This window comes from Sulfitobacter sediminilitoris (assembly GCF_010667575.1).
Classification (GTDB): domain Bacteria; phylum Pseudomonadota; class Alphaproteobacteria; order Rhodobacterales; family Rhodobacteraceae; genus Sulfitobacter; species Sulfitobacter sediminilitoris.
This window is the reverse complement of record NZ_JAABNT010000066.1, coordinates 1-1,916: the sequence shown is the minus strand read 5'-3', so window position 1 is coordinate 1,916 and position 1,916 is coordinate 1. Positions and strand designations below refer to the sequence as shown.

Below are 1,916 nucleotides of genomic sequence, written 5' to 3'. Positions count from 1 at the left end.
CCTGCGCCCCCGGATGCCACCCGGAAGTTTCTTGTTCAGACCGGATACGGTTTGCGGGCCTTCGTGACATGTTCCAGTGCCGGAAATCCCGATCTTGTGGCCAGGGGGGTGCGAAAAATCGCTGCAATCCGCGGTCAGCTGTCGCCGCGTATCGCAGAGCCTGTAATAGAGCCGCTGGAAACCGGAGAAGTCGCGGGACTTTCCTACGCCATCTGGCCCATGCTGACAACGTTTCCGGAAAGAAGACCGTTCAGTTCTGCGGCAAAGCGCTGGCATGCTCCCCGTATTCTGGATTGGGTGCAGGGGCTTTCGGTGGAAACAGCTGCCCCAATGGCGCCCGAAGCACAGGAATCGCTTGCGGCGGACGTGATCTTGCTGGCGGAAAATTCCAACCTTCCCGGGCGCGTCAAGCAGACTGCGGCTGAAACATCAGAGCAGTTGAGACTTGGGCGCTGGCGGCCGGTTCAAACCGTGCAACATTCTGATCTTTGGATGGGCAACATCATGTATGCGCCCCGTGGGTCGGCCTGGTCGTTTTCTGTTATCGATTGGGCTGGAGCCACGGTTAATGGCTTTCCGTTCTTCGATTTTTGCCGCTTTTGCCTGAGCTGCAGCACTTCAGCGCACCTGACCCGTCGCAAGCTCTTGCGCTTGTTGGCGGCTTTGGAGCTAGAACACGATGCGGTTGTGCCGCATGTGCTGTGCAGCCTGGCGAGGATGCAAAGAAATCTTGAAAACTTCCCGGAAGAGCTGTTTTGCGAGATGGTTGCACAAACCACGCGTTTTGCCTTTGATTTGGCCGAGGGTGTGGCATCAGATTATCGGCAAGGCTGAGGCGCAGGAATCTATAAGCGGCTTTTTTTGCACGGAGACCTATGGCAGTGACGGGATTACCAGCGTTTCAACCACATGTGCTTTATGTGGATCCCCACAAAATTGTCCAACACACTTTGGAGCCGCATTTGTCATGGGTGGTTTGGTCTGCGCTGAATCTGCCGCGCATCGTGCATCAGGGTTTTGTATTGCGGTTGAAATACCTGCTGGGCCGCAAGGGGGTGTTTGGCGGGCGTTGGGATCTGAACAGCAAGCCGTTCACGGAACGCGAAGAATACGCCCTGATCGAAGACCTGAATCAAAGCCTGCCGCAGTATCAGAATTCGATCTGGTATCAGCAGGGAGAAAAGGCCGTTAGCAGCAAGGGTGTCTTTGCGCATAAGACCGAGACTGCGCACAGTACCAAGGAGTTGGACGCGGTGTTTTCGGATTATCTGGTGCCGTTGCTGACCTCGATGAAACAGGAAGGCTATCAGCAGCGACCGGGCGCGGATCTGCCGGAAGGGATGATCGGACGAGATGGTGCGCTGATAAAGACCGCCCATGGAACACATCGGCTGGCCGCCGCAAAGGTCACCGGCGCGTCAGGAGTGTTTCCGATAAAGGTGATCGGGGTGCATCGTTTGTGGCTAGCGCGGATACTGGAGAGGCAGGACGGAGCGGCGCCTGCGGTGATCGAACAGGCGTTGCAGTCCATTCAGGAACGTTATCAGTAATGCGTTTTGTCAGCCCGAAATGCCGGTCTGCAGCAGGGTGTACATTCGGTCGTTGTGCAGCCAGAACAACAGCACCCAGGCGGCCATGGAAAGTATGAAGAACGTCATATCGTGAGCCCTGTCCCAGGCGCCGTGCGCGTGGGACAGCCAGATGATGGCGGGCAGGGTCAACAGATGCGCCCCCGCTTGCCCGATAACCACGCCGACTAGTTGACCAAGCAGTCGGAACAGGGTGACCCGAGCCACAAGAAGGTGCCGCATCGCGGTTGCGACCCGCGTGGGCATCAGTCCGTTAATGGCCAGCTCGACCCCAGCATTCGGTGAAATAATGGCCAGCAGCAGTTCATTGAAGAAATCGGCGACCGG

Annotated in this window: 2 protein-coding genes and 1 pseudogene; 2 read left to right on the top strand and 1 reads right to left on the bottom strand. The window is 57.2% G+C overall.

Annotated elements, in window-relative coordinates; genetic code table 11:
• Positions 1–330: 330 nt before the first annotated feature.
• Positions 331–834, top strand: a complete 504-nt coding sequence (locus tag GV827_RS23105) for a DUF1679 domain-containing protein (RefSeq protein WP_164356665.1) — start codon at positions 331–333, stop codon at positions 832–834.
• A 137-nt stretch (positions 835–971) separates the two neighbouring features.
• Positions 972–1,550 (top strand): hypothetical protein, encoded by a 579-nt coding sequence (locus tag GV827_RS23100; protein ID WP_328823214.1) that lies wholly within the window; start codon positions 972–974, stop codon positions 1,548–1,550.
• 9 nt (positions 1,551–1,559) lie between these two features.
• On the opposite strand, the pseudogene GV827_RS23095 reads toward GV827_RS23100, so the two are convergent.
• Positions 1,560–1,916: pseudogene (locus GV827_RS23095) on the bottom strand (hypothetical protein); the annotation flags it as partial.